Origin of the sequence: Eikenella sp. NML070372, from assembly GCF_001648415.1 — a bacterium.
Classification (GTDB): Bacteria; Pseudomonadota; Gammaproteobacteria; order Burkholderiales; family Neisseriaceae; genus Eikenella; species Eikenella exigua.
Genome location: NZ_LXSN01000004.1, coordinates 251270 through 277482, shown reverse-complemented (window position 1 = coordinate 277482; position 26213 = coordinate 251270). Strand labels below are relative to the sequence as shown.

Genomic DNA, 26213 nt, shown 5'->3' with positions numbered 1-26213 from the left:
CCGGTTTAGCCGCCGATGCGTTCCAGCAGCATCCGTTCGAGTTTGAGCTGGAAGGCGGTGTCGGCCAGCTGGGGATGGCGGATTAGGAAGCTGTCTTCCGCGCGTTCGTCAAAGGTGGCGATGGCGGCGTAGCTGAGGCTGATGTTGAGCCGGGCGAACACGTCGGCGATGTCGGCCAGCAGGAAGGCGCGGTTGGCGGCGATGATTTCCAGGGTGTAGGCGCCGGCGGTTTCTTCGGCAGAGAGGGTGATGCGCGGAGCGATGGGCAGGTGGCGCAGGCGGCGACTCAGCCGGCGGGGCGCGGGGGTGGGCTCGGCGGCGCCCGGCGGGTGGTGCACGAATTGGTTTAATGCTTGCTGCAGGCGGCTGCTGATGCGCTCGATGTCGTCGGCGAAGCAGTTGGCGGGCAGTTGCAGCACGAAGGTGTCGAGGATGTATTGGTGGTCGGTAACGTAGGCGTGGGCGGCGAGGATGCCAAGCTGGTGGCGGCCGAACAGGCGGCACAAGCCGGCAAACAGGCGGTCGCGGTTGGGCATAAACACCATCACTTGCAGGCCGCCGGTTGCGCTCAGGGGACGGATGTGGGCTTGGGGCGTTGCGGCATCGGCAGCGAGCAGGGGCAGATGCCACAGGATGATGTCGGCGCTGTGGCGCACGAAATAGGCCTGCCCGAGTTGCTGCCACAGTTCGCGGCTTTGCGCTTCGCCCACGCCCGCTTCGGCCAAGGCCTGGCGAGCTCTTTGCTGGCGTCGGCTCACGGCCATGTCGCGGCTGATGGTTTGGCCGCCGAAATATTGCAGGGCAGAGCGGAACAGGGTTTCGAGCAGGCTGGCTTTCCAAGCATTCCAGATTTTGGGATTGGTGCCGCGCATATCGGCCACGGTGAGCAGATAAAGCGCGGTAAGCCGCTCGGGCGTTTGCACGCGGCGGCAGAAGGCGGCCACCACGGCCGGGTCTTGGATGTCTTCTTTCTGCGCGGTGAGCGACATTAAAAGATGGTTGCCCACCAGCCACACGAGCAAGTCGGTTTCATATTGGCTCAGGAAATGGTCGGCGGCGAAGCGGCGGGCGTCTTCCATGCCCAGCTCGGCGTGGTCGCCGCCGCGCCCTTTGGCGATGTCGTGAAACAGGGCGGCCAAATACAGCACGGGTTTGCGCTCGAAGGCGTGCATCAGGGCGCTGGCAAAAGGCAGCTCGTGGCTGTGCGCCTCCAGAGCCAGCCGGCGCATATTGCGCACCACCATCAGGATGTGGTCGTCCACGGGGTAAACGTGGAACAGGTCGTGCTGCAACAAGCCGACGATTTTGCCCCACTCGGGCAGGTAATGCGAAAGCGCGCCGTAGAGGTTGAGGAAGCGCAGCAGGTGGGTAAGCCCGCCGCCGTGGCGGAAGAAGCCCACGAAGCGGCGGCGGTTGGCCGGATCGGCATAAAAACGGGTGTCGGTTTTCTGCACGGCCTGCCACCAGGCGCGCAGGGTTTCGGGGGCGAGGCCGGCGAGGTTGCTGTATTGCTGCCACAGTTCCAGCACTTTAAAAATATGCTGTGGCTCGCGGCGGAACAGGGTTTTGTCGCGCACGGCGATGAGGTTGTTTACTTGGAAATAGTGCTCGTCCAAATCCAGCGCCACGCGCGGCAGCGGCGAGGAAATGCGCCCGCGCAGCATCGGCAGCAGGATGCCGCCCAGCTGTTTCACGGTTTTCACCGCGCGGTAGAGCGTGTGCATCAGCCGCTCGCTGCGCACTTGTTTGCTTTCATCGGTGTAGCCCAGCGCGTAGGCCACCTGCGGCTGCAAGTCGAAACGCAGCTGCTCCTGAGGCCTGCCGGCGGCCAGGTGCAGCTCGATGCGGATGCGTGCCAGGCTGCGGTGGCTGCGGCGCAGCATGGCCGCTTCGGTGCGGGTGAGGATGCCTTGGCGGGCGAGGCGGTGCAGTTGCGGCGAAATGCCCTGCACCCGCGCCAGCCAGAGCATGGTGTGGATATCGCGCAGGCCGCCGGGGCAGGTTTTCAGGTTTGGCTCCAGGCTGCTGCCTGCTTGCGCTTTCAGGTGCCGCTGCTGCAATTCCAGCAGTTTGCCTTCGGCAAAGGCCGTCAGGTCGCGCTGCACGTCCAAATCGCGGTGCAGGCGGGCAAATAATTCTTGGCTGCCGTGGAGCAGGCGGGCTTCGAGGAGCGAGGTGTCGCCGGTTAAGTCTTCCGCTGCTCCGGCGCACAGCTCGGCCACGCTGCCGGTTTTCAGCGAGGGGTTCAGCCCCATGTCCCACAGGGTTTGCAGCCAAGTTTCAATCTGCTGCTGTTGCATTTCATTCAGGGAATCGGCCGCCACAATGCCCAAATCCACATCGGAATGCGGATACATCTCGCCGCGCCCGAAGCCGCCCAGCGCCAGCAGCGCCAGCTCCCCTGCCGGCTGCATCTGCCGCCACAGCGCGGTAACGGTGTGCGAGAGCAGGGCGCTGTAGGCAGCAAAAAAACGCTGCGGGCTGCGGTGGCGGCGGTAGTCGGCAACGATTTGCCGTTTGTGCTCGGCCAGCTCTTGCGCCAAAAGCTGCGGGGATTGCGACATGGTGGGATTCCTTGGATGGGATGGGGCAATTTTAGCCTTGGGATGGGAATGGGAAGGCTACCTGAAAATATTTGGTTGAGCTTTCAGGTAGCCTTATTCGGTCAAACCATGCGCCTACAGCCTGCTCACGCCGGTTACGCCTTTCACGTTGGCGAGGCTGGCGAGCACGTGCGGCAGGTCGTCCACCTGATGTACTTCTAGTGTGAAGCGCAGGCTGGCTTGCAGGTTGCGCGATTGGGTTTGCACGGCGGTCACGTTGAGTTTATGCCGCGCCAGTGCTTCGGAAATATCGCGCAACAGGCCGTTGCGGTCTTGGGCGGATACTTCGATATCCACAGCAAACACTTGCCCGGCAGGCACGCCGGCCCAGCAGGCTGGCACAACTTTTTCAGCCGCGTCGGCGGCGAGTTTCTGGAAAGAAGCGCAGCCGATGCGGTGAATGGAAATGCCGCGCCCGCGCGTTACGAAGCCGGCGATTTCATCGGGCGGGGCGGGTTTGCAGCATTTGGCCAAAGTGGTGAGCAGGCCGGATTCGCCGTCCACCAAAATGCCGCCTTTACCGCCGGTTTCTTTGATGCGCGACTGTTTGACGATGCTCTCGGTGCTCACCGGCGCGGCAGGTGGCTCGGCCAGCAGGCCGCAGGCTTTCTGCACGGCGCGGGGCATGATTTCGCCGTGTGCCACGGCGGTGTAGAGCTCGTCCGGTTTTTTGAAGCCGAGCTTTTCGGCCAAAGCCTGCATATTGGGCTTGGGCTGGACTTTGAGCAGGGTTTTTTCCAGTTGCAGCCGGCCTTGTTCGCGCACGCTTTCGGCATTTTGACGGCGGATGTGGGCGCGGATTTTGGCGGCGGCTTTGTTGCTTTTCACCCAGCCTTCATACAGCCAGTTTACGGATGGTTCGCCCTCTTTGGCAGCGATGATTTCCACGCGCTGGCCGTTCTCCAGCGGGGTGGAGAGGGGCACGATTTGGCCGTCTACCTTCGCGCCGCGGCAGCGGTCGCCCAGGCTGCTGTGCAGGGCGTAGGCGAAGTCGATGGGGGTGGCGCCCACGGGCAGGGAGAGCACTTTGCCGTGCGGGGTGAGCACATAAATGGTGTCGTTAAACAGCTCGGTTTGGAAGGCAGCGGCGAGGTCGGCTTTGCCGCTCTCGGCCATGTTTTCGCGCCAATCCAAGAGCTGGCGCAGCCAGGCGATTTTCTGCTCATATGCGGAATCGCCTTTACCGCCTTCTTTATAACGCCAGTGCGCGGCCACGCCGAATTCGTTGAATTGGTGCATTTCTTTGGTACGGATTTGCACCTCGATGCCTTTGTCTTCCGGGCCGACAATCACGGTGTGCAGGCTTTTGTAGCCGTTGCCTTTGGGGTTGGCGATGTAGTCGTCGAATTCGCCGGGGATGGGCTGCCACAGGCTATGCACGATGCCCAGCACGGTGTAGCACTCGGGCACACTGTTCACCAGCACGCGCACGGCGCGGATGTCGTAGAGCCCTTCGAAATCGAGCTTTTTCTTCACCATCTTGCGGTAGATGGAGTAGATGTGTTTGGGGCGGCCGGCCACGTCATAATCGCGGATGCCGTATTTGGCCAGCTCGGTTTTGAGGATGCCGAGGAAGTGGTCGATATAGTGCTGCCGCTCGGGGCGTTTTTCGTCGAGCAGGTGGGCGATACGGTGATATTCTTCGGGGTTTTGGTGGCGGAAGCCGAGGTCTTCGAGCTGCCATTTGAGCTGCCACACACCTAAGCGGTTGGCCAGTGGAGCGAAAATATCCAGCGTTTCTTTGGCGATGCTGCGTTTTTCTGGGCTGTCGGGGCAGCTGCCGAGGTATTGCATGGTTCGAGTGCGCAAGGCGAGCTTAATTAGCACCACGCGGATGTCGGACACCATGGCCAGCAGCATTTTGCGCATGGTTTCGGCCTGCGCGGCGCGTTCTTCTGGCGTGGCCAGGCCATCCACGCGGGCGAAGTGTGTGAGTTTCTGCACTTGGTCGATGCCCTGCATCAGGCTGCATACGGTTTGGCCGCACTGCCCGGCTACCTGAAGCTGCCAATCCCCGCCCTGCTTAGACATGCCCGACAATATGGTGGCAGCCACGGCTTCGGGCAGCAAATCGAGCTGCGCCACCATCTGCGCCGCACCCACGGCGTGCGGCAGCAGCGGCTCGCCGGCGTAGGTTTGTGCGTTGGCGGGGTAGTGCGCCTCGGCCAGTGCGAACGCTTGCTGCAAGAGTGAGCGGTCGGCCTCGTTTTGCTGTGCGGCATAGCCTTTCAGCCAGGCCAAACATTCTTGCAGGTTGGTTACATGCGTGTCTGAATAGCCGGTCTCCATGGTTTCCCTTTTGTGCAGTATGAAGTTTGATTGTAACCAAAAATCCGGCGGGTGGGGCCTTGTTGGCGCAGGGAGTTTGATGCAGGTGCAATTTTGTTTGGGGAAGTGGTAAGATTCGCGCTTTCCAAAGGCTACCTGAAAGATACCCGCTATGCTGTTCCACCCCGAAGTGATGACTGTTGAAATGCTGGCGCAGAAAATCCGCAAAATCCCAAACTGGCCGCAGAAAGGCGTGCTGTTCCACGACATCACCCCCGTGCTGCAAAGCCCGGAATATTTCCGCCTATTGGTGGATTTGCTCACCTACCGCTACATGACGCAAGATATCGACGTGGTGGCAGGGCTGGACGCGCGCGGCTTCATCATTGGCGCCGCGCTGGCCTACCAGCTCAACGTGGGCTTTGTGCCCATCCGCAAAAAAGGCAAGCTGCCCTTTACCACCGTTTCTGAAAGCTACGCGCTCGAATACGGCGAAGCCACCGTGGAAATCCACACCGACGCCATTAAAGACAACGCCCGCGTTTTGCTGGTGGACGATCTAGTGGCCACCGGCGGCACCATGCACGCCGGCATTAAACTCATCCACAAGCTCGGCGGGAGCGTGGTGGAAGCCGCTGCCATCCTTGAGTTCACCGACCTGCCCGGCGGCGACCGCGTCCGCAACGAAGGCGTTTCCCTGTTTACTCTGTATCAAAACAGCGGTGCCGTGGGAAAAGAGCATATTGCGCCGCAGGCCGGCTAAAAACCGCCCATGCCATATCCGGCTTTCAGGCTACCTGAAGCCGGATTATTTTTCGATTTAGAGGAATTTTATGCCGCCGGATAAAGCGGTACAGTAGGCGCGTGATTGCCCACACCAAAATCATCGGCGGCGGCGAAGAAGCCTCTGTTACCTTCCCCGTGGCCAAACTGGCCGCCGGCACCAACTACAAATTCTTCTGTTCCTTCCCCGGGCATGCCGGCGTGATGAACGGTGTGGTGAAACTGGCAGATTAAACGCCGACAGTTTGCCCAAACAGGCCAAAGGCTACCTGAAAGTTTAGCTTTGCAGAAACTCCGCTACGCTGCGTTTTCAGGTAGCCTTTTTTGCGGGTTGGGTATGGATGCCGGAAGGCCGGTATTCCTGTTTTCAGGTAGCCTTTGCCCCGAATGCCAAGTCCCAAAAACTTACTCCGGCAGCACCTCTTCCGCCGCCGCCTGCACCAAGGCCGCAGCTTCTTCGATGGCGGTTTGTTCGCCGTCGGCTTCCAGCGGCAGGCGTGCCAAAATGGTTTCGCTGGCGCGCACTTTCTCACCGATGGCCACCAGCGGCACGGCATCGGTGGGCAGATACACATCCACCCGCGAGCCGAAGCGAACAAAGCCGTAGCGTTGGCCGCGCGTGATTTTCTCGCCCGGCTGCACGTAGCACAAAATACGCCGCGCCACCAGGCCTGCCACCTGCACAAAGGTAAGCTCGCGCCCGCTTCGGGTGGTGGCGAAAACCGCATTGCGCTCGTTTTCCGTACAGGCCTTATCCAGTGCGGCGTTCACAAATTGTCCCGGGAAGTAGTCCACCCGCGTAACCGTGCCGTCAACCGGCGCGCGTTGCGAATGCACGTTGAACACGTTCATAAACACGCTGATTTTCAGCGCAGGTACCTTGCGGAACGGGTCTTCAGCGCGTTCTACCACCACAATGCGCCCGTCGGCCGGGCAAAGCACGGCTTCCGGGTCGGCCGGAATATCGCGCGCCGGATCGCGGAAAAATTGCACCACAAACACGGTAAACACCCAAAACGGCAGCGACCACCAGCCGCAGCAGATGCTCACCAGCATGCTCAGCAGCAGCCCGCCCAAAATAAACGGCCAGCCTTCCCGCGCAATCAGCGGGTGGGGGTAGGAACGGTTCACGGTATTATCCTCATGAAATAAAGTTGGAATAGGGTGCGATTATACAAGATACGGGATATATGGCGAATTAACTTAACTTCCACCATAGCCTTCGCTGCTTGCTCTATTGTGGGAGGCAATAAACTTCTTTCGGAAACTTGGCGCGCGTAATATTTTTGGTCATAGGCACAGGTTGAATTTCTAGTAGTTTGTGAAATTTCAGGTAGCCTCGGCTTACTTCACCACTGCTCGCCGTGTTCGCCCGTGCGGTCGCCCCAAGTTTCGTCTGGTTCGTAGGGCAGCACCATCATGGCCGCGAGCCAGCCGCCGCAGGCAAACAGTACAGGCAGCACATACCACGGCGGCGTGGCCATCAGCCGGTTGAACATGCCGTCGGGCACGGGTAGCACGCCCTCCAAAGTGTTGGCAATCAGCCGGTTGAACTCCGGCACCACATCCACACCCGCCAATTGCGGCAGAGCATACAAAACCGCCGTCAGCCCCATCCAGGCCAAAGTGGCCATTGCCCGTCCCGGCAGATTATTTTGCCAAGCCAAGCGGCCGGCCAGCCAGATCGTGAGCAGGGCGGGCAGCGCAAGCAGCCACAGGCAGTGGATGGCCGATGTCAGCACGATGCTCAAACCGTTGAATCCCACTAGGCGCAGCAGCATGGCCTGCGGCGACTGCCAGCCGCCTTTCCACAACACGGTTAGCGCGCCGTAGAGCAGGCCGCAGGAAATGCCCGTATACAGCACATACCAAATCATCGTTTGCTGCTGCGGCAAAGTTTGCCGATTCCCCACTGCCCGCTCCTTGATTTCACCCAAGGCGCACAGGCTACCTGAAAGCGCCACATGCGTAAACCGGGCATTTTCAGGTAGCCTTATCGTGAAGCTAGACAATCTGTGCCGGCTGGCACACAATCCCAGCCTTCAACCATCTTGCCAAACAAAGGAGCATCATGAGCCAGAACAACGCCACCATTCTGCAAACCCTGCCTGTTGGCCAAAAAGTCGGCATCGCCTTTTCCGGCGGGCTCGACACCTCCGCCGCCCTCCTGTGGATGAAACTCAAAGGCGCGCAGCCCTACGCCTACACCGCCAACCTCGGCCAGCCCGACGAAGACGACTACAACGCCATTCCCCAAAAAGCCATGGAATACGGCGCGCAAAACGCCCGCTTAATCGACTGCCGCGCACAGCTTGTGCACGAAGGCATCGCCGCCATCCAATGCGGCGCGTTTCATGTGTCCACCGGCGGCGTGCCCTATTTCAACACCACCCCGCTTGGCCGCGCCGTAACCGGCACCATGCTCGTTTCCGCCATGAAGGAAGACAATGTGAACATCTGGGGCGACGGCAGCACCTACAAAGGCAACGACATCGAACGCTTCTACCGCTACGGTCTGCTTACCAATCCCGCGTTGAAAATCTATAAACCCTGGCTCGACCAGCAATTTATCGACGAACTCGGCGGCCGCCACGAAATGAGCCAATTCCTCATCGCCAACGGCTTCCAATACAAAATGTCGGTGGAAAAAGCCTATTCCACCGATTCCAATATGCTCGGTGCCACCCACGAAGCCAAAGACTTGGAGTTTCTGAACAGCGGCATCAAAATCGTCAAACCCATTATGGGTGTGGCGTTTTGGGATGAAAGCGTGGCAGTGAAGGCCGAAGAAGTGCGCGTGCGCTTCGAAGAAGGCGTGCCGGTGGCATTGAACGGCCAACCCTTTGCCGACGCAGTGGAACTCTTCCTCGAAGCCAACCGCATCGGCGGCCGTCACGGCTTGGGCATGAGCGACCAAATCGAAAACCGCATCATCGAAGCCAAATCGCGCGGCATCTACGAAGCCCCGGGTATGGCGCTGCTGCACATCGCCTACGAGCGCCTGCTCACCGGCATCCACAACGAAGACACCATCGAGCAATACCGCACCAACGGCCTGCGCCTCGGCCGCCTGCTCTATCAAGGCCGCTGGTTCGACAGCCAAGCCCTGATGCTGCGCGAAACCGCCCAACGCTGGGTGGCCAAAGCCATCACCGGCGAAGTAACGCTGGAGCTGCGCCGCGGCAACGACTATTCGATTCTGAACACCGAATCGCCCAACCTCACCTACGCGCCCGAACGCCTGAGCATGGAAAAAGTGGAAAATGCCGCGTTCACTCCGCTCGACCGCATCGGCCAGCTCACCATGCGCAATCTGGACATTACCGACACCCGCGCCAAACTCGGCATCTACGCCGACAGCGGCCTGCTCTCGCTGGGCGAAGGCTCGGTGCTGCCGAAACTGGGCAAGAGTAAGTAAGCCCGGGCTGTAGCAAATAAAAGGCTACCTGAAAAACCATATTCGGTTTTCAGGTAGCCTTTTGGCTGTAACTGGCTTAACGCTGGCCGTAGATACTGTAATCGTAGCCAGTACACAAGGGTTTACGGACTTGCCAATAGCTGCAATTGCCCGCGCCGTGCTGCGCTTCGCAGGAGTGCATGGCTTTAGCCGCTGCCTGCCTGTCATCCTTATCTAAGGCAACGAAAATATCTGCCGCCGATTTTGCCCGGCTGTCTGGCTCAACCACGGCGGCGCAGGTGTTGGCAAAAGTTTTAATAACTCGACAATTGGACGAGCTGCATTGCTTCAGGGTTTCTTCCACGGCTCGGTGCTCGGAAATATAGCCGCCGCTCCACATGGATTGGCGGGTGTCGAAATCATAGGCAATCACCATGTAAAACGGCGTGCGGCGCAGTTCCACGATTTCGGCTTGCACCTCCGCCTCGCGCTGCTCCCAGGCGCGTATTTCGGCGGCGGTGGGGCCGCGGTTGATCGGCTGTTGCCGTACGGCATTGCGCTCGCGTTGTATCCGATCTGCTTCCGACTGCATGATGCCATTAAAGTTGTGCCATTGCTGCGAGCCAACCGGATAGGGGTTGGCATATGCCAAGCCCGCACTGCCCAATAGCACTGCCGCCAATACGCCCGCTGCCGTGTTCATCATGGTTTGCTTCATCTTGCCGCTCCTGTTTGGAAAGGGGGAATAAGGGTATTGCCGATGATCGGATCGTAACAAAAAACAAGATATTGTAAACATCTATCCCGCTGCTTGAAGGCTACCTGAAAACTATCCCCACATTAGGAGAATGCTGCCCGACAGCAGGTTTGTACTCTCCGCTGCAACACCGCAAACGTGCACTGGCACTTATTCCGCATTCTCACTCAGCCACATTTGCAGCAAAGGGTTGTTGATTTGAAACGCGCTGTTGCCGAATTTGCTGATCATGTCTTTGCGTTGCAGCTTTCTGATGGCACTTTGCACGGTGCTCACTTTCACGCTTTCCACGCCCAATATCCGGGCGACCTGCTTTCTGAATTCCGCACCATACGGGCTCACCTCCCCCAGCGCCATCGATTGCAGCAGCAGCCGCTCGATGGCGCTTAATGCTTTCCACTGCATCGGAATATTGCTGTTTTCCTGCATCTGCCCGAGCCGCACTTGCGCGGCGGCTTCTAAGCTGAGCGCGGGGTTGATGATCATATCTTGAATCACGGCGCGGATATACATCGGGCTTTTGTTGAACTGCTCGAAAATGGCGTAAAACTTCTCCGCATCCAGCTGCTGCCCGGTTCGGTCGTAATAAACGCCGGCCAAAAAATCGATGAAATCCTGCCCCAAAGTGGGGAAATCCAGCGCATGGGAAAAATGGAAGAAGGGGGCCTTGATGTCGTTGAACATGGCGCGCAGGCCGTTGGTGCTGCTGCCGGTAAACAGGGTTTTCACGCGGCTTTGGTTGATATCCAGGCCGGTTCGCAAGCTGCGGATCATGCCTTCGGTATTCGGCAGCCGCGCCAATTCTTGCGCTTCGTCTAGCAGCAGCAAGGTGGGGCGGCTGTCGGCGGCGATATAGGCGATGATTTCGCTGATGCCCGGCAGGTCGCACGGCGGCGTTTCGCGCTCCAGGCCCACGCCCAACACGTCTATCTTGGTTAGGCTGCCGAAAAAGGTTTTCACGCCGTTGCCGGTGCGGGTTTCCAAGGCAAAACGGTGTAGGGCTTCATGGAAAAACTGCGCGGTGCTGGCGCTGTCTTTGTTGTCCATGAAAGAGAAGTAAAACACATTAAAGCCGTTTTTCTCGGCGGCGGGGGCAATATCGTTGGTGAGAAATTGCGTTTTGCCCATGCGGCGCGGGGCAAACAGCGTGAATGCGTTGGATACGCCGCTTTTCAGGCTGCTGAGCAGGGCGGCGGCCAATTCGGTTCTGGGAAAATAGAGAGGGTCTTCCATACGGGTGCCTTTATGTGGGATTAGCCATTATTGTACTGCATTTTGTCTAATTGTACATTTATCGTCTAATAACGTCTAAGCCGATACCCGCCCACCCTTTGCAGGCTACCTGAAACGCCGCCGTTGCCCGAGCCCGCCCGCTCCAGTAAACTGCCCGCGTTTATCCCTCCCTCCGCCACACCATGCCCCAAGCCCTCAACCTCCGCAACGGAACCATCACCTACGACAATTTCTTCTGGCTGCTGGAACACGCCGACAGCAACCCGGCCGATCTGCTTTTAGGCGAAGACCTGCTGCAAATCAGCTTTGGCGGCGGGCGATACCTGCTTGATGCGGGCTGGTATGGCTTCGGCCCGCGCGGGCAGTTTGGCGTGATGCTGGTGGAAAACCAAGATTGGGAACATCCGCTGCGCAAGGAATACACCCGCGAAATCAGCCGCCTGCCCGCCCTGTTGCAGGAGTGTATCGACTGGCTCTGGCACACCTGCATCGCCCCGGCCGAGGCCGATCCCCGCCTGCTGCTGCAAGTGGTGGCCGGCATTGTGTATAACGATCGCGGCGAGGTGCTGCTCAGTTCGCGCCCCGCAGGCAAGGCCTATGCGGGCTATTGGGAGTTTGCCGGCGGCAAAGTGGAGGCGGGAGAGGGCGAACTGGCGGCATTGCGCCGCGAGTTTGCCGAAGAGCTGGGCATTCAAATCCGCAGCGCTGTGCCGTGGCTCGCCAAAATCCACAGCTACGAACACGCCCATGTGCGGCTGCGTTTTTTCCGCGTGCCGGCCGACGGCTGGCGCGGCGAATTGCAAGCGTGCGAAGGCCAGCAATGGCGCTGGCAGCAGCCGGGGCGTTATGATGTGTCGCCCATGCTGCCGGCCAATGCCGCGCTGCTGGCGGCGCTGGCTTTGCCCACGCAGTTTTCAGGTAGCCTGAATGAGGGTTTGCACGCGGCAGACGGTTTTTGCGTGCTGCCGCTCCATGCCGCCAACCCGCCGCCGGGCAGCCGCCTGCTGGCGGATTTAGCCGATTTGGCCGCCGATACGCCGGACGATGTGCACCGCTGGCCGCTGGTGCACTCAGCCAGCGACATTGCCGCCGCAGCCGCCGCCCAAGCCGAAGCCGCCGTGTGGCCGGCAGATAACGCAACAGCGGCGGAACAAGCCTGCGCCGCGCTGGCCGCAGGCGTGCCGCTGCCGCTGGTGCTGCTGCCTTCCGATGCCGATATAGCGGCGCGCTATGCCGAACGCTGGCTCGCGGCAGGGGCGCATGCGGTGGTGCAAGGGCGATGAAGATGTTTTCAGGTAGCCTTTGCCACATGGCATGAGGCTACCTGAAAAAAACCAAACCGAAAGGACCAACAAATGTGGAACAAGCTTAATCCGTATTGGAAAGATATTTTGATTGCCTTGGCGCTGTATCTGCCGCTAACGGTATATACGCTGTGCTGGCCACCCTCAATCGGGTTATTGACTTTACCTTTTTTGGAAGACGTAGCTCTTGCTAATTATATTCTTCTGCTCATCCCCACCCTGCTGGCTTGGCTGTGCAGTTGGAAAATGTCGAGCGTTCGGCCGTATTTTGTGTCGGGCATCTCACTGGCCATAAATTTGGGGATATGGATGTATTGGCTGGCAGTGCTTGTGTTTGACAACAATGAATTATGGTTTGCATATTGGTTTTCGACACCGGCTTTAGTGATCGGCTTTATCGTGGCTTTGATACGGCAAGCAGGAGCAAAAGCCGAGGGAAGGGCAGCGTTTCGGACAGGTTTTCTCAACAGCTTTGTGCCGTTTTTGCTGGCCCCGATTGTCATAATACTTTTCCTAATCAGACCCAGATAACCCACCCAAACTTTTTCAGGTAGCCTCTTATGTCGCAAACCCTCTCCCCCGCGCCAAAATCCTGCTCGTCATCGCCGCGCTGTTGCTGCTGGCCAGCGGCCATTTCACCGTACGCCAATGGCGTGCTGGGCAACAGCCTGCTGCCGAAACGGTAGTACAAACCGTTTGCGACCCGAACCAAGGTTGCACCCTGCCCGACGGCAGCCGCATCCGCTTTGCCGCCGCGCGCCACCGCCCCTTCGACATCACCCTGGAAAACGTGCCGCCCCAAGTACAGCAGGCCGAAGTGAGCTTCAGCATGGACAGTATGGATATGGGCTTCAACCGCTTCCCGCTTAAGCGCCAGGCCGACGGTTCCTGGCTCGCCGCCCAAATCCGCCTGCCCGTATGCACCGACCGCCGCGACGGCTACCTGGCAGACTTCCGCATCGGCAGCCAAGTTTTTCAGGTAGCCTTCCAAGCCGAATAACCCATTATTTTAAAAACCAAGCGCCACACCATGCCCCTACTGCAAGCCCCAGGCTCCGGCCCCAGCGCCCTGCCCCCGCTCTCGCTCTATATCCACATCCCCTGGTGCATCCAAAAATGCCCCTATTGCGACTTCAACTCCCACCGCCTCAAACCCGACACCGACGAAGCCGCCTACATCAACGCCCTGCTCACCGACCTGCAACACGAACTGCCCCACATCTGGGGGCGGCCGGTGGACACCATCTTCATCGGCGGAGGCACCCCCAGCGTGTTTTCCGCCGAATCCATCCACCATCTGCTCAGCGGCGTGCGCGCGCTGGTGCGACTACAGCCCGAAGCCGAAATCACCCTCGAAGCCAACCCCGGCACCTTCGAGCAAGCGCGCTTCCAAGGCTATGCCGAAGCCGGCATCACCCGCCTGTCGCTCGGCATCCAAAGTTTCGACAACGCCAAACTGCACGCCCTCGGACGCATCCACAACGGCGATGAAGCCCGCGCCGCCATCGAAGCCGCGCTCGCCATCTTCCCCCGCGTGAACACCGACCTCATGTATGCCCTGCCGCGCCAAACCCCCGAAGAAGCGCAGCGCGATGCCGAAACCGCCCTCTCCTTCGGCGTAACCCACATCAGCGCCTACCACCTCACCATGGAGCCCAACACCCCCTTCGGCCGCACCCCGCCCCCCGGCATCCCCGAAGAAGACGCCGCCTACACCATCGAACAAGCCGTGCACCACACCCTGCTTGATGCCGGCTTCGAACGCTACGAAACCAGCGCCTTCGCCAAAAACGGCCAACAATGCCGCCACAACCTCAACTACTGGCAATTCGGCGACTACATCGGCATCGGCGCCGGCGCCCACGGCAAAATCAGCAGCCACAGCGGCATCACGCGCACCACCCGCGCCCGCCACCCACGCAGCTACCTCGCCGCCATGCAGAGCAATCCCGCCGATGCCGTAGAACGCTTTCAGGTAACCCCCGGCGAGCTGCCCTTCGAATTCATGCTCAACGCCATGCGCCTCACCGCCGGCGTGCCCGCCCGCCTGTTCCAAGAGTGCACCGGCCACAGCCTCGCCACCATCGCCCGCCCCCTGCAAGAAGCCACCCAGCTCGGCCTCATCGACCCCAACCCTACCCTCCTGCGCCCTACCGAACGCGGCCAACGCTATCTGAACGATTTGCTGCAACTGTTTTTGTAAGCCCGTTTCCGCCCCAAGCAAAGGCTACCTGAAAACCGCAGCCCAGGTTTCCACGCAATGAACAGGCTACCCCCCAAACCCTCCCTTTTTCAGAACTATCGCAACAATAAATTGCCATAGGTCAAACAATATGCAAAACCACCAAGAAGGCTGCCTGAAAGTTTCAGGCAGCCTTCTTGTCAGCACATCCCGCCATTGGTATTATTTCCTTAATTTCAACCTGCAAGGAGACCAACCATGCAAGCCCATCCGCCCCCTGCACACCCCGCCCGAAACCTGTTGCGACTCTGCCTAGTTGCCAGCGCTGTTTTCCTGTTTGCCGGCTGCGCCTCAGTAGACGACAACATGAAACGCCAAGTTGGCCAGCACATCAACGAAGTATTCCGCGAACACGGCGGCCAGCCCAATTCCGGCCGCAGCAGAGTAGGCAACAACCGCTATGCCTACACCTACAAATACTACCGCACCCGCTACGCCGGCCGGGAAAACCTCGGCACCTACCGAAACCCTGGCATAGGCACCGGCCAAACCACCTATTACGCTGACGTCTGCTACGGGCGCAATCTCTACCAAACCTACTACACCGACGCCAACGACATCGTGGTGGACTACCATTGGGAATACACCAAGGAATGGCGGATTAACTGCAACGAAATCTAAAGCCAAACGCATAGGTCGAGCATCAATGCCCGACCTACTGCAATATCAAAAGAGGCTACCTGAAACTTTCAGGTAGCCTCTAATCCTGCCTACATCCCCAGCCTTATGCTTCGCGGCGGATAATCAAAAGCGGCAGGCGGGTTTCGCGCATCACGGTTTCGGCGAAGCTGCCCATCAGGAGATGCATCAGGCCGGTGCGGCCGTGTGTGCCCAGCACCAGCAGGTCGGCTTTCTGCTCGGCGGCATAATCCACCAGGCTTTTGGCCATATCGCGTGCATTTTTGCTGATCACAAGCAGGTGGCGGCCGAGTTTTGCATCTTCGCCCAAGGCGGTGCGCGCCTGTTTGATGGCGGCGTCCAAAATGGCGTTGCCTTGTTCGGTGGCGGCGGTTTCGTAGTTTTCATACTGCAAAAACTCGGGGGCAACGGTGGCCACGTATTCGGCGGGGTTGGCCACATGCACCAAAGTGAGTGCCGCGCCGGTGGACTGAGCCAGGCCGCAGGCCTGTTTGAGCGCGTGTTGGGAAGTGCGGCTGCCGTCTACTGCAATCACGATATGTTGATACATAAGCTTTCTCCTAGTGAACGATATTTCAATGCTTCCGCGCAGAGGCTACAGCCGCCGGACGGGTCGCTTCCTGATACGTTTACAGTATAATACCGATGCACGGAATGTGCCATTTTTTCTACCTGTTTTTTGACTTATCCCGATGATTATTCCCGCCCCAAACGAGCGCCGCTTCGGCGGCATTTCCCGCCTCTACGGCTCTGCCGCCCTGCAACGCTTTGCCCAAGCCCATGTTTGCGTGGTGGGCGTGGGCGGCGTGGGCTCTTGGGCGGTGGAGGCGCTAGCGCGCAGCGGCATCGGCCGGCTCACGCTGATTGATTTGGACAACGTGGCCGAATCCAACACCAACCGCCAGCTCCACGCGCTCACCGACAATTTCGGCCTGCCCAAAGTAACCGCGCTGCACCGGCGCATCCTGCAAATCAACCCCGCCTGCACCGTGCATGAAATCGAAGATTTTGTGGATGCGGAAAACGTGCAAACCTTATTTGCCGAGCCGTTTGATTTTGTGATCGACGCCATCGACCAAGTGCGTGTGAAAGCCGCCATGGCCGCCCATTTTGTAGCGAAAAAGCAAGCTTTTGTGGTGTCCGGCGGTGCGGGCGGCCAGCGCGACCCCGCCCTCATCCGCCGCGCCGACCTCGCTCGCACCACCCACGACCCGCTGCTTTCCAACCTGCGCTACACCCTGCGCCGCCGCCACGGCTTTCCTCGTGATCCGAAAGAGCGCATGAAAGTGAGCTGCATCTATTCCGAAGAAAACATCACCCCGCCGCAAACCGGTGCCGCCTGCGAAACCGATGCCGCACCGCAAGGATTGTCTTGCGCTGGCTACGGCGCGAGCATGCTGGTTACCGCCGCCTTCGGCCTGTTTTGCGCACAGGCAGCGATAGAACACTTGGCCGCACAAGTTAAATAACCAGCCCAAAAGGAAAACCATGTTCCCCATCGAACTCAAAGCCCTGCGCCGCAATCTCGGCCTCACCCAAGCCGAAGCCGGCCAAGCTCTTGCCACCAATGTCGATTTCCCCCACGGCGCTTCTGCCGAAGAATGGGCACAATGGGAAAACGGTGCCGCCCCCATCCCCCTACACGTGGTTCGCGCCGTAGAAACCCGCCTCAACCAGAAATACCAAGCCATCGACCAGTATGCCGAACAAATCGAAGTCCAAATGCAGGGCGGCAATGCCGTGGTGGTGCTATGGTATCCCGAACCAAACGCCTGCCCCGACCTGGCCTCTTGGCGCATCAGCCAAAGCGTGGCCGGTGAAGTAGCCGCCATGGGTGGTCGGGTGATTGCCTTCGATGCCGAAGCCTACCGCAACTGGCGACAGGGGCAAGCCCAATCCGCCGACACCCCCGACAATCGCCAACGCTGGGCACAAGAGCAATTTGAGCAAACCGGTGATATGGGCGCTAAAAAAGGCTACCTGAAATTTCAGGTAGCCTTTTTACCGCTTACTTAATATTAGAGAAAGCTCTATCGTTGCCACAGCATTGCTTTACCCTACTGCATCCCGTAGCGACTAAGGCTTGCCGATTTACTTTCAGTTATAGGAATCCCACCATAAGGCCACCTGAAAGCCGCTAAATCCAGCCCAACGTATTGGCAAACACCAGCAAAATCGCCACCGGCGCGAGGAAACGCAATGCATTGAACCACAGCGCAATCACGGCTTGCGGCACGCTGCTGCCTTCGCGCATGTGTTCGAACACATCGCTCTTCTGCTGTATCCAGCCCACAAACACCGCCACCAAAAGCGAGCTGATCGGCATAATCAGTGCGGTAATCATGTAGTCCCACAGGTCAAACAGCGTTTTGCCGAACAGCTTCCATTCGGAGAGCACGCCGAACGAGAGCGTGGAGGGAATGCCGACAATAAAAATCGCCGTGCCGATCAGCCAGGTGGTTTTGCTGCGTTTGCTTTCATCTTCGCGGATGGCTGCGGCAATCACGGTTTCCAGCATGGAGAAGGCGGAAGTAAGCGTGGCAAATACCACCAGCAGCATAAACACGGCAAACAGGATTTGCCCCAGCGGCAGCTTCATAAACACGGCAGGCAGCACCACGAAAATCAGCCCCGGCCCCTGCCCCGGCTCAAAGTTGAGGGCGAACACAGCGGGAAATATCACCAGACCAGCCAACAAAGACACCAGCAGATTCATCCACATAATGCTGTTGCCGGAGCGGAACAAATCCTGTTTTTTGTCCAAATAAGCGGCATAAGTAATCATGGTGGACACGCCCAAGCTCAACGCAAAAAAGGCCTGCCCCAGTGCGGTGAGCATGGTTTGCGGCGTGAAGTGCGACCAATCGGGCTTGAGCAGGAAGGAGATGCCCGCCATCGCGCCATCCAGCGTGAGCGAACGCACCGCCAGCAATAGCAGCAACACAAACAGCGCAGGCATCATGTATTTGTTCGCCCGTTCGATTCCCGCCGCGATGCCGCTTTTTACCACACACACCGTCATCAACATAAATAGCCCCTGATAGGCGATTGGGCCTGCCGGGCTGGAAATCGTACTGCCAAACAGCACACCGAAATCCGCATTCGGATGAATGCTGCCATCGAATGCGTGCACCACATAATTCAACACCCAGCCGCCCACCACGCTGTAGAACGACAGCAAAATAAAGCAGGCAAACACACCCATGCGCCCGATCCACGGCCACAGGCTGTTCGGCGCGAGCGTTTTAAACGCATCCACTGCGTTTTTGCCGCTCTTGCGGCCTATATAAAACTCGGCCAGCTGCACCGGCAAGGCCACCAATACGGTGAAAATCAAAAATATCAGCACAAACACCGCACCGCCGTTGGTGCCGGCGGTGTAGGGGAATTTCCAAATTGCACCCAAGCCGATGGCAGAGCCGGCGGCAGATAAGATAAAACCGATTTTAGACGACCAGGAAGCAGGGGATTTCATAAAACTGCAATAATCCAAAACGATTCAGAATAGAGCGATTTTAACAGAAATAAACATCCAAACTGCCGCCAAAACTGCGCCGCTGCCGCATTACGCAGTTTTCCTGCCCAAATCGGCTGGCATGCAGACACTGTTGATTGTTATTTTCTATATTTATAGCATTTTATGCTATATAAAAGATTAAATAGCAAGTTTATTGCTTATATATTACATTTTTGATTATCAAACAGATAGTTATACCAATATAGCCAGTTTTAGCTGATTAAAAAACAGGTACCACAAAGGCTACCTGAAATTTTAGGCAGTCTCCAATCTATAGCTAAAGCAATTATTTTTTCATACCAAGCAGCGAGCCGCAGACAATACAGGAGTGAAGCAAGGCGAGCCAACGCAAATAGTAAAGTGAAGTGCTTTAGCGATAAAAGAATAAGTCATCCACACTTCCACGTCACCCCTACTGAAACACGCTTTTTGGCGAAAACACCTGACACTTAAACAATCAAATAGAAACTCCTTGCAAACAGAAATAGTTCGCACTAATATGCCGCCCTATTATGCAAACCGAAAACCGTCTTTTATCCCCGGCCGCGCTTTTATTCGTGATTGCCGCTCATGCCCTGCTGTATTGGCTGCTGATCTCGATTAAGCCCCCGGAACTGCCGGCTGAGCCGCCAGGGCTAAGCTTTGTTGATCTCGGCGAGATCGGCGGCGGCGGGGGCGGCGGCGGTACGGGTGGCAACACCATATCTGAAGACGAGCAGCCCGCCGGGCCGCCGGAGCAAACCCCACCCGAAGCGCCCAAACCAGAGCAGTCCAAGCCGCAGCCAGCCAAACCTGTTCCAGAGCAGCGCGCGCAAATCAAACCGGTGGAACGGCAAGACAAACCCGCCGATATCGTTCAGCCCAAACCTGTCGAACCAAAACCCGAGCCCAAGCCGCAGGCACAGCCTGAACGGCCGATTGCCCCTACCAACCCGAACACAGGCCATGGCGCCAACGCAAGTGCCGGTGGTGGCAAAGGCACGCCTTCTGCCGGAGAAGGCGGAGGCCGTGGCGGCGGTCGTGGCACAGGTCACGGCCAAGGTGAAGGCGATGGGGAAGGTCCCGGCAAAGGTGGTGGCCGTGGAGGTGGCGAAGGCGGCGGTGTCGGCGACGGCAAAGGCTCGGGCACCGGCGGCGGAGGTGGCGGCGACAGCGCGCCCACCCACCTTGGTGGCTACCTGAACAATCCGAAACCACCCTACCCGCCGCAACTAGAAGAAGAAGGCGTCAGCGGCACAGTGAAACTGCGCGTGATGGTGGAAGCCAACGGCAAGCCATCCAGCGTGGAAGTGGTCTCCGCCACCCATCCACTATTCGCCCGTTCGGCAGAAAAAACCGTACGCGAACGCTACACCTTCACACCGGCCAAACGCAACGGCCAACCCATGCGCCAAAGCTATACTTTTACCCTGCGGTTTAAAGCCCCAAACTAAACCAATTATCCAATTTCATCATTAACATTAGGAATATCATGAATTTAGGACATGTTTTCGCCCAAGGCGACATTGTATTGATAACCGTATTTATACTGCTGGTGCTGATGAGCGTCCTTACCTGGTGGATTATCATCATGCGCAGCATCCGCCTGCACCAAGTGCGCCACGCCAATCGGGGCACGATTGAGTCCGTAGCCACCGTGGCCTCGCTCGATGACATGCTGCGCCTGGCCAAAGCCCATCCCTCCCCGCTGGCCGACCTCACCGAATCTGCCATTCAGGCCGCGCGCCAATATCGCGCCAACCCCGCCAGCCAGCTCACCAGCATCCCTTTGGGTGACTATTTGGTGCAGCACATCCGCCATAAAATGAACATTGCCAAACGCGGTCTCAACGGCGGCCTTACCATTCTCGCCTCCGTAGGCGCCACTGCTCCGTTTATCGGCCTGTTCGGCACGGTATGGGGCATTTACCACGCGCTGGAAAACATCAGCCTGCAAGGCCAGGTAAACATCGCCACCGTGGCCGGCCCCATCGGCGAAGCGCTGGTGGCCACCGCCATCGGCCTGTTTGCCGCCATCCCCGCCGTGCTGGCCTACAACTTCATCGTGTTCGGCAACAAACAGGTGGTGCAGGATATGGATGCCTACGCCTACGATTTGCACGTTAAAATTATGAACAATAAGGAGTAAGAGCATGGCCTTCGGTTCGATGAACAGCGGCGACGATTCGCCCATGGCCGACATCAACGTTACCCCGCTGGTGGACGTGATGCTCGTGCTGCTGATTGTATTCATGATTACCATGCCGGTGATGACCCACTCCATCCCGCTGGAACTGCCCACCGCCTCGGCCAAGCAGGTGGAGGAAAACGCCGCCCAGCCCAAAGACCCGCTACGCCTTTCCATTGCCGCCGACGGCAGCTACCACCTGGCCGAAGGCGAGAAAATCAGCCTGCAGGACTTGGAAAGCCAGTTGCAAGAGCTGGCCAAAACCGATCCCGACCAAGTGATTGCCATTGCCGCCGATAAAAACGCCCAGTTCGACCACGTGGAAAAAGCCCTCAGCGCCGTGCGCGATGCCGGCCTGAGCAAAGTCGGCTTCGTTACCGAAGAGAAAGAACGCGCCCAGCCGCAGCAGTAACCCGACCGCTTGAGCTAATATAAGGCTACCTGAAAACGCAGCGCAGAAATTTTGCTGCGCTGCGTTTTCAGGTAGCCTTATATTACGCCCCGACAATAGGGGCAAGCAGTAAAAACCAATCTGAACAGTATTTTAGGCGGTTGCTTGACAGCCAGCCTGCATTCGAGTAAGCAAAGATTGCCCTTGTGTCATAGACCAAGGGCAATTTTTTATGAAACTCAAGCAACAGATGATGAGGCAGGGCAAGGCAAGCGTAGCGAGCCGCAGCCTTCCTTGTCTTTTATATCGCCGCAGGCCGGCATTGCCGCACCGACTTCAAATTGCCCTTCCCTTGTTGCGCCCTCTCTGCCGCCAGATCGAAAGTTCGGTTGGCTTGCCATATGTTTTCAGGCAGCGCTCCGTGTTGGCAAAAGGCTACTTGAAAAGTGCGAAGCAGAAACTTTCCTTACACTTTTCAGGTAGCCTTTTCCAATAGTTTGCGGTGCTATGCCGTTTATGCTGCCTCGTTCTTGCTCAAAGTGAAGCCGGTGAAGCCGAACACGAGGGTGAGCAGCAGGCTGAGGTAGCAGAAGAAGGCGTAGGGCAAATAATCGATCACGGGCACGCCGAGGGCATGGTGGATAAACACGCCGCACACGCTCCAAGGCACGAGTGGGTTGGTTACCGTGCCGGCGTCTTCCACGGTGCGGGCGATGTTGCGCGGGTGCAGGCCGAGCCGTTCGTAGATGGGCTTGAAGGTGTTGCCAGCCAGGAGCAGGCTGAGGTATTGCTCACCGATGAGCACGTTTACGCCCAGCGAAGTGGCGGCCACGGTGAAGGTGGCGCGGCCGGCGTTGGCCAACATATGGCCGATACCGGAGAGCAGCGCGGGCAGGATGCCCAGGGCGTTGAGCAGGCCGCCGAGGCTGAGGGCGAGGATAACGATGGTTTGGGTGAAAAACATGCTGCCGATGCCGCCGCGCGAAATCAGCTTGGCCACATTGCCCAAATCGGTGCCTTCGGGCGGCGCGTAACCGTTGAAGAAGTAGCCGCCGAGCTGTTCGATACTGGGGCTGCTGTGCAGGTAGGTAAGCACGAGGGAAACAGCAATGGTGATGATGATGGTGTAAATCGCGTTCACGCGGCGCACGGCCAAAACGATCAGCACGGCAAAAGGTAACAGGGTGTAGCCGTGCACTAAGCCGCTGGCCTGCAGCTGGGTTTGGAAGGTGGCCACGCTGCTTAAATCGGCGGCGGCGGTATGGCCGGAGAGCAGCCAGAGCAGCAGCGCGGTAATCAGCCAGGCGGGGATGGTGGTGTACATCATATTGCGGATGTGGTCGAACAAATCGATACCCACAATGGAGGCGGCAATGCTGGTGGTGTCAGAAATGGGCGACATTTTGTCGCCGAAAAACGCGCCGGACACCACTGCCCCGGCCACCACGGCAGGATTGGCACCCAACGCGCTACCCATACCGATAAAGGCCACGCCCAGGGTAGCACAGGTGGTGAGGCTGCTGCCGATGGCCACCCCCACCATCGAAGTGAGCACGAAGGCGGAAAGGTAGAAAAACTGCGGCGAAATCAGCTCGAAGCCGTAATACATCAGCGTGGGAATTGCGCCGGACACCATCAGCGCCGATACCAGCAAGCCAATAAAGAAGAAGAGATAAATCGCGCCGATGCCGGAGAGCACACCACGCGCCATGCTCAGCTGCATACGGCCGAAATCCAGCCCCTTGGCCTTGCCGAAGCCGAGCAGCCCGCACAGCACCAGAATCACGGACAAATGCGGTACCCAGCCGAAATGAATCATGGTAATGCCCATCACGGCCACCGCCAGCGCAGCCATCACCGCCGCCTCGCGCGGTTGCATTTCCAATAAGGCTTCTTTTGTTTCGTTCACTTCCATCTCCTCCCGCTTCAACTTGGCAGTTTGTGCCACAAATTTTGTAAAGAGGCTGCCAAACTACCATTTCCCACCCGGCAAGGCAATCCCGGCATCAGCAATACCCGTTTTAAACGGGCACAGATTCGCCCGATTTGTGTTTCGGGCTACCTGAAAACGGTTTGGAATCATATTGAAACGCCTATAACGGCTATAAAATGGCAAATTTATAGCGTTTTGAGCAAATAAATAGCGCATCATATTCTGCAGCGGCACTTGCAACAAGCCCGCCCGATTCGGCTAAAATACGCCCCAACCGAAAGGCTACCTGAAAAACGCCACCTTTAGCCGTTTTCAGGTAGCCCCAAATATTCTATAAATCACCATATTAAACAAGGACACAACCATGCCAGACTACCGCTCCAAAACCTCCACCCACGGCCGCAATATGGCGGGCACATGCACATTGTGACGCGCCACCGGCGTGATGGAAACCGACTTCGGCAAGCCCATCATCGCAGTTGCCAACCCCTTCACCCAATTCGTCCCCAGCCATGTCCACCTGCACAACATGGGCCAACTGGTTGCCCGTGAAATCGAAAAAGCGGGCGCAATCGCCAAAGAATTCAACACCATCGCCATCGACGACGGCATCGCCATGGGACACAGCGGCATGCTGTACTCTCTGCCCAGCCGCGATTTGATTGCCGACTCCATCGAATACATGGTGAACGCCCACTGCGCCGACGCGCTGGTGTGCATTTCCAACTGCGACAAAATTACCCCGGGAATGCTGATTGCCGCCATGCGCCTGAACATCCCGACCATCTTCGTTTCCGGCGGTCCAATGGAGGCAGGCAAGGTCATCGGCGTGGCCAACATCCAGCCCGAACGCCGCTTGGATTTGATTGACGCGATGATTGAATCGGCGGACGACAATGTCAGCAACCAACAGGTTGAAGAAGTCGAACAAAACGCCTGCCCGACCTGCGGCTCCTGCTCCGGCATGTTCACCGCCAACTCCATGAACTGCCTGACCGAAGCGCTCGGCCTGTCCCTGCCCGGCAACGGCTCCTACCTCGCCACCCACGCCGGCCGCAAAGAATTGTTCCTCGAAGCCGGCCGTATGATTGTCGAAATCACCAAACGCTATTACGAGCAAGACGACGAAACCGTGCTGCCGCGCAGCATCGCCACCAAAAAAGCGTTTGAAAACGCCATGACCATGGACATCGCCATGGGCGGTTCCACCAACACCATCCTGCATTTGCTCGCCGTCGCCAACGAAGCGGACGTGGATTTCAAAATGGCCGACATCGACCGCTTAAGCCGCGTCGTACCCTGCATCTGCAAAACCGCGCCCAACAACCACGACTACTATATGGAAGACGTGCACCGCGCCGGCGGCATCTTCGCCATCCTGAAAGAATTGGACAAAGCGGGCAAACTGCACACCGACGTGTACACCATCCACGCGCCGACGCTGAAAGACGCGATTGAAAAATGGGACGTGACCAATCCCGAAAACACCCACGCCATCGAACGCTTCAAAGCCGCGCCCGGCGGCGTGCGCACCACCCAAGCGTTCTCGCAAAACCGAATGTGGAAAACCCTTGACCTCGACCGAGAAAAAGGCTGCATCCGCAACGTCGAACACGCCTACTCACAAGACGGCGGTTTGGCGGTCTTGTTCGGCAACATCGCCGAACGCGGCTGCGTGGTGAAAACCGCAGGCGTGGACGAGAGCATCCTCAAATTCACCGGCCGCGCCCGCGTGTTTGAAAGCCAAGAAGCCGCCGTCGAAGGCATTTTGGGCAACCAAATCGTCGCCGGCAATATCGTCATCATCCGCTACGAAGGCCCCAAAGGCGGCCCGGGAATGCAGGAAATGCTGTATCCGACTTCCTACCTGAAATCCAAAGGCTTGGGCAAAGCTTGCGCCCTGCTGACTGACGGACGCTTCTCCGGCGGCACTTCGGGCCTCTCCATCGTCCACGCTTCGCCCGAAGCGGCAGAAGGCGGCGCCATCGGCTTGGTACACGAAGGCGACACGATTGAAATCGACATCCCCAACCGCAGCATCAATCTGAAAGTGTCCGACGAAGAACTCGCAAAACGCCGCGCCGAAATGGAAGCACGCGGCAGCAAAGCCTGGAAACCGGAAAACCGCGACCGCTACGTCTCCGCCGCCCTGCGCGCCTACGGTGCCATGGCGACTTCAGCCGACAAAGGCGCGGTGCGTGATGTGAGCCAAGTGGAACGTTGATTGGTTTTAAAGCTGTAAACCATTTTCAGGTAGCCTGTATTGCTTGCAGGCTACCTGAATTTCATTACCCACCCAAATAGATATGAGATACAATATAAATGCCTTGATTTTTAGCTGGTTAGTTAACCAAAGGAGGAGCATCATGAGACATTCTGTATGGCGTTTACCATCCATTGCAGCAGTTGTATTGGCAATCTTCTCTTTGTCGGCAGCCGCACAAACCTGTGTGGTGCCGAATCCGGATATGCAATCGGGCGATAAAGTGAATCTGCGTGCCCAGCCCACCACACAAAGCCGGATACTGGCGCAATTGGCCGATGACGAAGAGAAACTGGATCTTTTGGGCAAACAAGGAAACTGGTTGCACGTTCGGCGTTTATATGGCGGCCGCCATGTGGAGGGATATATCCATAAAAGCCAGGGCCATCTACTGCATAGCTATATTGTGAGCAGCCGCGACGGCTATGCCAATGTCCGCACAGAACGGCAAGACCAAGACAATGCTGGGACAAGGATACAAACTGGTCAACTGCGCACGAGCACGCGGGTATGGGTGCTCCCAGAGTGGAATGAAGGCGACTGGCTATATATTGCCAAACCGATGGATGGTTTCATCCACAAAAGCCAGCTGCGGCGGGAAACATCGGGGCACTGCCAATAGCCGCTAGGTTTTCACTTTGTTGCAACACAAACTTTCAGGTAGCCTGTATTACTATGCAGGCTACCTGAAATCGTTAAGCTTCAATGTAGTGAAA

The 26213-nt window shown here is 58.0% G+C and carries 23 protein-coding genes and 1 pseudogene; 15 read left to right on the top strand and 9 right to left on the bottom strand.

Features of this window, described 5'->3' with window-relative positions; all coding sequences use genetic code 11:
- Nucleotides 1-5: 5 nt before the first annotated feature.
- Both glnD and A7P97_RS03135 read right to left on the bottom strand, forming a co-directional pair.
- Nucleotides 6-2564, bottom strand: coding sequence for a [protein-PII] uridylyltransferase (glnD, locus tag A7P97_RS03140; protein WP_082887581.1), 2559 nt, complete (start codon nucleotides 2562-2564; stop codon nucleotides 6-8).
- A gap of 114 nt (nucleotides 2565-2678) precedes the next feature.
- A complete protein-coding gene (locus A7P97_RS03135) occupies nucleotides 2679-4892 on the bottom strand; it encodes a bifunctional (p)ppGpp synthetase/guanosine-3',5'-bis(diphosphate) 3'-pyrophosphohydrolase (protein ID WP_067530355.1) in 2214 nt (737 codons plus the stop codon).
- A 151-nt stretch (nucleotides 4893-5043) separates the two neighbouring features.
- Here A7P97_RS03135 and A7P97_RS03130 point away from each other — a divergent pair, with 151 nt between their 5' ends.
- Nucleotides 5044-5634 (top strand): adenine phosphoribosyltransferase, encoded by a 591-nt coding sequence (locus A7P97_RS03130; RefSeq protein WP_067447806.1) that lies wholly within the window; start codon nucleotides 5044-5046, stop codon nucleotides 5632-5634.
- 98 nt (nucleotides 5635-5732) lie between these two features.
- Nucleotides 5733-5888 (top strand): annotated as a pseudogene (locus A7P97_RS03125) (plastocyanin/azurin family copper-binding protein); the annotation flags it as partial.
- Between the two features lie 171 nt (nucleotides 5889-6059).
- Here A7P97_RS03125 and A7P97_RS03120 read toward each other — a convergent pair.
- Nucleotides 6060-6785: a phosphatidylserine decarboxylase gene (locus A7P97_RS03120; RefSeq protein ID WP_067530354.1), complete on the bottom strand. Its 726-nt coding sequence runs from the start codon at nucleotides 6783-6785 to the stop codon at nucleotides 6060-6062.
- Between the two features lie 218 nt (nucleotides 6786-7003).
- On the bottom strand, nucleotides 7004-7666 hold the full coding sequence (locus A7P97_RS03115; protein ID WP_125080365.1) for a hypothetical protein: 663 nt from the start codon (nucleotides 7664-7666) through the stop codon (nucleotides 7004-7006).
- 59 nt (nucleotides 7667-7725) lie between these two features.
- Between A7P97_RS03115 and argG the strand changes: the two genes are divergently transcribed.
- Nucleotides 7726-9072, top strand: a complete 1347-nt coding sequence (gene argG / locus A7P97_RS03110; protein WP_067530352.1) for an argininosuccinate synthase — start codon at nucleotides 7726-7728, stop codon at nucleotides 9070-9072.
- A gap of 76 nt (nucleotides 9073-9148) precedes the next feature.
- Here the strand turns inward: argG and A7P97_RS03105 are convergent, their stop codons facing one another.
- Nucleotides 9149-9769 carry a DUF4189 domain-containing protein gene (locus A7P97_RS03105; RefSeq protein WP_067530351.1) on the bottom strand — a complete coding sequence of 207 codons (621 nt, stop codon included), beginning with the start codon at nucleotides 9767-9769 and terminating at the stop codon, nucleotides 9149-9151.
- A gap of 189 nt (nucleotides 9770-9958) precedes the next feature.
- A complete protein-coding gene (locus A7P97_RS03100) occupies nucleotides 9959-11041 on the bottom strand; it encodes an ATP-binding protein (protein ID WP_067596312.1) in 1083 nt (360 codons plus the stop codon).
- A gap of 182 nt (nucleotides 11042-11223) precedes the next feature.
- On the opposite strand from A7P97_RS03100, the gene A7P97_RS03095 reads away from it, so the two are divergent.
- From A7P97_RS03095 to A7P97_RS03075, 5 genes are all read left to right on the top strand, one after another.
- Nucleotides 11224-12324, top strand: coding sequence for an NUDIX domain-containing protein (locus A7P97_RS03095; protein WP_369799514.1), 1101 nt, complete (start codon nucleotides 11224-11226; stop codon nucleotides 12322-12324).
- 72 nt (nucleotides 12325-12396) lie between these two features.
- Nucleotides 12397-12876, top strand: a complete 480-nt coding sequence (locus A7P97_RS03090) for a hypothetical protein (protein ID WP_067530349.1) — start codon at nucleotides 12397-12399, stop codon at nucleotides 12874-12876.
- 82 nt (nucleotides 12877-12958) lie between these two features.
- Nucleotides 12959-13345, top strand: coding sequence for a hypothetical protein (locus tag A7P97_RS03085; protein WP_231865630.1), 387 nt, complete (start codon nucleotides 12959-12961; stop codon nucleotides 13343-13345).
- 30 nt (nucleotides 13346-13375) lie between these two features.
- Nucleotides 13376-14548, top strand: a complete 1173-nt coding sequence (gene hemW / locus A7P97_RS03080; RefSeq protein ID WP_067530347.1) for a radical SAM family heme chaperone HemW — start codon at nucleotides 13376-13378, stop codon at nucleotides 14546-14548.
- Between the two features lie 237 nt (nucleotides 14549-14785).
- Nucleotides 14786-15208, top strand: coding sequence for a hypothetical protein (locus tag A7P97_RS03075; protein ID WP_067530346.1), 423 nt, complete (start codon nucleotides 14786-14788; stop codon nucleotides 15206-15208).
- A 103-nt stretch (nucleotides 15209-15311) separates the two neighbouring features.
- Here A7P97_RS03075 and A7P97_RS03070 read toward each other — a convergent pair whose 3' ends face one another.
- Entirely contained in the window at nucleotides 15312-15776 is a 465-nt protein-coding gene (locus A7P97_RS03070; protein ID WP_067440722.1) for a universal stress protein, read from the bottom strand.
- A 142-nt stretch (nucleotides 15777-15918) separates the two neighbouring features.
- On the opposite strand from A7P97_RS03070, the gene A7P97_RS03065 reads away from it, so the two are divergent.
- Both A7P97_RS03065 and A7P97_RS03060 read left to right on the top strand, forming a co-directional pair.
- Nucleotides 15919-16695, top strand: coding sequence for a ThiF family adenylyltransferase (locus tag A7P97_RS03065; RefSeq protein WP_067530345.1), 777 nt, complete (start codon nucleotides 15919-15921; stop codon nucleotides 16693-16695).
- A 19-nt stretch (nucleotides 16696-16714) separates the two neighbouring features.
- Nucleotides 16715-17242: a DUF1870 family protein gene (locus A7P97_RS03060; RefSeq protein WP_067530344.1), complete on the top strand. Its 528-nt coding sequence runs from the start codon at nucleotides 16715-16717 to the stop codon at nucleotides 17240-17242.
- 121 nt (nucleotides 17243-17363) lie between these two features.
- Here the strand turns inward: A7P97_RS03060 and A7P97_RS03055 are convergent, their stop codons facing one another.
- Entirely contained in the window at nucleotides 17364-18701 is a 1338-nt protein-coding gene (locus A7P97_RS03055) for a sodium-dependent transporter (RefSeq protein WP_067530343.1), read from the bottom strand.
- Between the two features lie 554 nt (nucleotides 18702-19255).
- On the opposite strand from A7P97_RS03055, the gene A7P97_RS03050 reads away from it, so the two are divergent.
- The 3 genes from A7P97_RS03050 to A7P97_RS03040 are packed head-to-tail and all read left to right on the top strand — an operon-like array spanning nucleotide 19256 to nucleotide 21322.
- On the top strand, nucleotides 19256-20176 hold the full coding sequence (locus A7P97_RS03050) for an energy transducer TonB (RefSeq protein ID WP_067530342.1): 921 nt from the start codon (nucleotides 19256-19258) through the stop codon (nucleotides 20174-20176).
- A gap of 38 nt (nucleotides 20177-20214) precedes the next feature.
- Nucleotides 20215-20871 carry a MotA/TolQ/ExbB proton channel family protein gene (locus A7P97_RS03045; protein WP_067530341.1) on the top strand — a complete coding sequence of 219 codons (657 nt, stop codon included), beginning with the start codon at nucleotides 20215-20217 and terminating at the stop codon, nucleotides 20869-20871.
- Between the two features lie 4 nt (nucleotides 20872-20875).
- On the top strand, nucleotides 20876-21322 hold the full coding sequence (locus tag A7P97_RS03040; RefSeq protein WP_067530340.1) for a biopolymer transporter ExbD: 447 nt from the start codon (nucleotides 20876-20878) through the stop codon (nucleotides 21320-21322).
- Between the two features lie 493 nt (nucleotides 21323-21815).
- Here the strand turns inward: A7P97_RS03040 and A7P97_RS03035 are convergent, their stop codons facing one another.
- A complete protein-coding gene (locus A7P97_RS03035) occupies nucleotides 21816-23216 on the bottom strand; it encodes a Na+/H+ antiporter NhaC family protein (RefSeq protein ID WP_067530339.1) in 1401 nt (466 codons plus the stop codon).
- A 460-nt stretch (nucleotides 23217-23676) separates the two neighbouring features.
- Here A7P97_RS03035 and ilvD point away from each other — a divergent pair, with 460 nt between their 5' ends.
- Nucleotides 23677-25458, top strand: coding sequence for a dihydroxy-acid dehydratase (ilvD, locus tag A7P97_RS03030; protein WP_304438625.1), 1782 nt, complete (start codon nucleotides 23677-23679; stop codon nucleotides 25456-25458).
- 142 nt (nucleotides 25459-25600) lie between these two features.
- Nucleotides 25601-26119 (top strand): SH3 domain-containing protein, encoded by a 519-nt coding sequence (locus tag A7P97_RS03025; RefSeq protein WP_067530338.1) that lies wholly within the window; start codon nucleotides 25601-25603, stop codon nucleotides 26117-26119.
- Nucleotides 26120-26213: the final 94 nt, after the last annotated feature.

Excerpts from the sequence above, each read along its gene's own strand:
- A7P97_RS03050 (WP_067530342.1), top strand. The coding sequence starts at position 19,256 with ATGCAAACCGAAAACCGTCTTTTATCCCCGGCCGCGCTTTTATTCGTG.
- A7P97_RS03105 (WP_067530351.1), bottom strand. The coding sequence starts at position 9,769 with ATGAAGCAAACCATGATGAACACGGCAGCGGGCGTATTGGCGGCAGTG.
- A7P97_RS03035 (WP_067530339.1), bottom strand. The coding sequence starts at position 23,216 with ATGGAAGTGAACGAAACAAAAGAAGCCTTATTGGAAATGCAACCGCGC.
- A7P97_RS03040 (WP_067530340.1), top strand. The coding sequence starts at position 20,876 with ATGGCCTTCGGTTCGATGAACAGCGGCGACGATTCGCCCATGGCCGAC.
- A7P97_RS03025 (WP_067530338.1), top strand. The coding sequence starts at position 25,601 with ATGAGACATTCTGTATGGCGTTTACCATCCATTGCAGCAGTTGTATTG.
- A7P97_RS03045 (WP_067530341.1), top strand. The coding sequence starts at position 20,215 with ATGAATTTAGGACATGTTTTCGCCCAAGGCGACATTGTATTGATAACC.
- glnD (WP_082887581.1), bottom strand. The coding sequence starts at position 2,564 with ATGTCGCAATCCCCGCAGCTTTTGGCGCAAGAGCTGGCCGAGCACAAA.
- A7P97_RS03100 (WP_067596312.1), bottom strand. The coding sequence starts at position 11,041 with ATGGAAGACCCTCTCTATTTTCCCAGAACCGAATTGGCCGCCGCCCTG.
- hemW (WP_067530347.1), top strand. The coding sequence starts at position 13,376 with ATGCCCCTACTGCAAGCCCCAGGCTCCGGCCCCAGCGCCCTGCCCCCG.
- A7P97_RS03065 (WP_067530345.1), top strand. The coding sequence starts at position 15,919 with ATGATTATTCCCGCCCCAAACGAGCGCCGCTTCGGCGGCATTTCCCGC.
- A7P97_RS03070 (WP_067440722.1), bottom strand. The coding sequence starts at position 15,776 with ATGTATCAACATATCGTGATTGCAGTAGACGGCAGCCGCACTTCCCAA.
- A7P97_RS03130 (WP_067447806.1), top strand. The coding sequence starts at position 5,044 with ATGCTGTTCCACCCCGAAGTGATGACTGTTGAAATGCTGGCGCAGAAA.
- A7P97_RS03075 (WP_067530346.1), top strand. The coding sequence starts at position 14,786 with ATGCAAGCCCATCCGCCCCCTGCACACCCCGCCCGAAACCTGTTGCGA.
- A7P97_RS03090 (WP_067530349.1), top strand. The coding sequence starts at position 12,397 with ATGTGGAACAAGCTTAATCCGTATTGGAAAGATATTTTGATTGCCTTG.
- A7P97_RS03060 (WP_067530344.1), top strand. The coding sequence starts at position 16,715 with ATGTTCCCCATCGAACTCAAAGCCCTGCGCCGCAATCTCGGCCTCACC.
- argG (WP_067530352.1), top strand. The coding sequence starts at position 7,726 with ATGAGCCAGAACAACGCCACCATTCTGCAAACCCTGCCTGTTGGCCAA.
- A7P97_RS03135 (WP_067530355.1), bottom strand. The coding sequence starts at position 4,892 with ATGGAGACCGGCTATTCAGACACGCATGTAACCAACCTGCAAGAATGT.
- A7P97_RS03055 (WP_067530343.1), bottom strand. The coding sequence starts at position 18,701 with ATGAAATCCCCTGCTTCCTGGTCGTCTAAAATCGGTTTTATCTTATCT.
- A7P97_RS03095 (WP_369799514.1), top strand. The coding sequence starts at position 11,224 with ATGCCCCAAGCCCTCAACCTCCGCAACGGAACCATCACCTACGACAAT.